The 3,015-nt window shown below is 61.9% G+C and carries 2 protein-coding genes; both read right to left on the reverse strand.

Annotated elements, in window-relative coordinates; translation table 11 throughout:
• The coding region (locus NW820_RS01760) for an NADPH-dependent FMN reductase (protein WP_414406516.1) at nucleotides 1-615 on the reverse strand (615 nt) is incomplete at its 3' end.
• A gap of 145 nt (nucleotides 616-760) precedes the next feature.
• A partial coding sequence (locus NW820_RS01765) for a fused MFS/spermidine synthase (protein WP_414406517.1) occupies nucleotides 761-3,015 on the reverse strand: 2,255 nt, incomplete at its 5' end.

The raw sequence follows: 3,015 nt of genomic DNA on the forward strand, positions 1-3,015 counted from the left end.
GGAAGGCTTCACAACTGGGATCCCGCGCAGCTTGTGAGTATGGGTCACCAAGCTCTGGACAAAGTGTTGAAAGCGCTGTTTTAGCTTCTCGTCTTTGAGATTGCCTTGCTCGTCAAAAGCGCTCCAAGCCCGACCGATGGCGATTTGCTCTGGGATCACCCAGCCATGCACCCAACGCACAATCAAGCGCATCTGGTTCAGGGTATTGCTGTTGCTCTCGCCGCCCAAAACGCTGATTAACCCAAAGACCTTACCCTCCAGTTGCTCAAAACTCAACAGATCCAGTGCATTTTTCAGGCTGCCGCTGATGCCGCCGTGGTACTCCGGGCTGGCTAGGATGATCCCATCCGCCCGCTTCATGGTTGCTTGTAAGACCGCCACATCGGGATAATCCGCATAGGACTCCGAGCCATCCACAAAGGGCAACTTCATCTGCCGCAGATCGAGGATGTGCAACGGGATCCCCAACTTCTCAAACTCGCGCCGCGCCACCTCCAGCGCCTGGTACGTCAGGGAATTGGGCCGCAAGCTGCCCCCGATTGCCACGAAACGAGCCGCAGAGGTTTCAGCCATGGTGGTTTGAGGATTGCCAGTGAGGGCTTGTAGAGGAGACATGGGCCGGACTCCCGAGCAGACATCAGTTACGTTGCAAACAATCATAACTCATACCAACTTCGAGTTGTAAAGATTTCCTTAACTTTTCTGCTCCCCAACCCTAATGCATTCGCCGAAGCGTTGCATAGCGATAGCAGCCGGATTCCTATCCAGAACTGGGGATCTGGATACCTCTCGGCAAAGGGATCCAAGGCCAGCGGATCACCTGCAGCAGGTTGGAAAAGTCATCCCGCCAGACGGGATCCCCGGCTTGGGGCAAAAGGGGCTGCCAGGGATCCAGTTCCTGCAGGACTCCAGAGTTTTGGGCCAAAGGGCTCCGCCCTGCTGAGGCGGTCGTCGAAGCGTCGCGCGGCGATAACAGCACCCAGTGGGAAGGGGCCAGCCCCGCCTGGCGTTGCTCAGGGGAGAGATCCCGGTGGTCTTGGTGCCAAGCGTGAAGCTGCAGGGATCCGGCCAGGCCAGCCAACAGCGGGGCCAGGTCGAGGTGGCGGTTGGTGATGTTGAAGAGCAGCCAGCCGTGGGGCTTGAGCTTGCTGAGGTAGAGGGCCAAAGCCTCTTGCGTGAGCAAATGCACCGGCACTGCGTCAGAGCTGAAGGCATCCATCACCATCAGGTCGTAGCTGCCCTCTGGGATCCCCTTGAGGCTGAGCCGGGCATCGCCGAGGATGACCTGCACCTGCGCCCGTGCCTGAGCCCACCGGAGATAGGAAAAATAGCGGCTCGCCCAATCGACCACGGTGGGATCCAACTCGAAAAACGTCCACTCATCCCCTGGCTCGGCATAGGCGGCCAACGTGCCGATCCCCAGCCCCAATACCGCAATGGCGGGCGTGGGATCCACAGTCTGGGCTCTGAACGCCGCAAACACCTGCCCAACCGGCCCAGACCGAGAAAAATAGGTCAGCGGCTCCAGCGCTTTTTCCGGGTCCAAGTTTTGGCTGCCGTGTAGGGTGGTGCCGTGCAGAAGGCCGCGAAAGGATCCCTGCTCAGTTTGGTATTCCACGATCCGGTTGAGGCCGAAGGCGCTGCGCTCGCTGTGGATCACCTGCAGTCCCGGCTGCAGCCAGGGTTGCCCCAGCAGCACAACCAACCCCGCCATTGCTCCCACCCAACCGACCTTGGCCTGCCAGCCAGGGGCTCCGCTCTGCTGCTGTGAACGGCTCTCCCCTGACACCAACAGCGCCAGCACCGCCCAGCCCAACGCCAAACCCACCCCAGCGCCCACCTGCAGCAACGCCTGCGGTTGAAAGTGCAACAGCAGCAAAGGCAGGAGCAGCCCCAGCCCCAGCCACAGGCCCACCCGCCCCCCCTGCGCCCCCAGCACGGCCAGCGACATCCCCAGCAACAGGGGATATTCCAGCACTGTCTCAAACACCTGCGGTGCCAAGAGGGCAGAGAACATTCCCCCTAAGCTCCCCCCCAAAGCCAGCCACAGGTAAAACTGCGTCAACTGCTCCACCGGCGGGCGACGGCAAGCCAACCGGCTGTGGCAGCCCCAGCTCACCAGCCCAAAGGTGGTCAGATGCAGCGGCAAAAGCAAAAAACCCGGCCTCACCCAGCCCAAGACCTGTGTCCCCACCGCCCCGCAGGCCAGAAGAGCTGTCGTTCCCAAAACCCCCTTATTGGGGTGGATCCCCCCGAAAGCCAGCATGAATGTCAGCAGATAGATCCCCAGGGGGATGGCCCACAACAGGGGCACCGCCGCCACGTCGGTGGTCAACAGAGTGGTGACCGCCACCAACAGGCCCGCCGGCAAAAAAGCCAGCCCCGCCCAGCGCCAACGCTCTCGCCAGGAAACAGCCCAATTCCCCAGAGCAGCGCTGGATCCCTGGGAATCCGCCCCACGTTCTTGTGGCTCGGCAACGCCGTTGCAACTGAGCAGCAGACCCACCCCGCTCAGCAGCACCAGGGCTGCCACCAGCGCGTAGGATCCCGTCCACAGGAGAGTTTGCCAAGCCAAAGACAGACGAGGCTCCAACACCAGCGGGTACCCCAGCAGCCCGCCCAAGCTGCCGGCATTGCTGGCCACATAGAGAAAATAGGGATCCAAAGCCTCCCGTTGCCCCGCGACCCCTCTTGCCGCCAACCCCCGTTGCAGCAACGGCGTCGTCGCCGACAGGAGAAACAGCGGCACCCCAGCTCCCAAAGTCAAGTTTGCCAACAGAGCGAGAGGGGGCCACCATCCTTCCGGTTGGCCGGGGATCCCCAGCTGAAAGGGCAGAAGCCTCAGCCCGACCAGCAGCAAGATCCCGTGGATTAGCACCCCCATCCTGGGATTGAGCCCGCGCCCCAGCCGGTCTGCCCACAGGTAGCCCAGCAGCAGGGTGGCCTGAAAAAAGGCCAGGCAGGTATTCCACACCAGGGGGGATCCCCCCCACAGCGGCAACAGCAACTTGCCCA

Source organism: Synechococcus sp. R55.7, assembly GCF_047461955.1.
Lineage (GTDB): Bacteria > Cyanobacteriota > Cyanobacteriia > Thermostichales > Thermostichaceae > Thermostichus.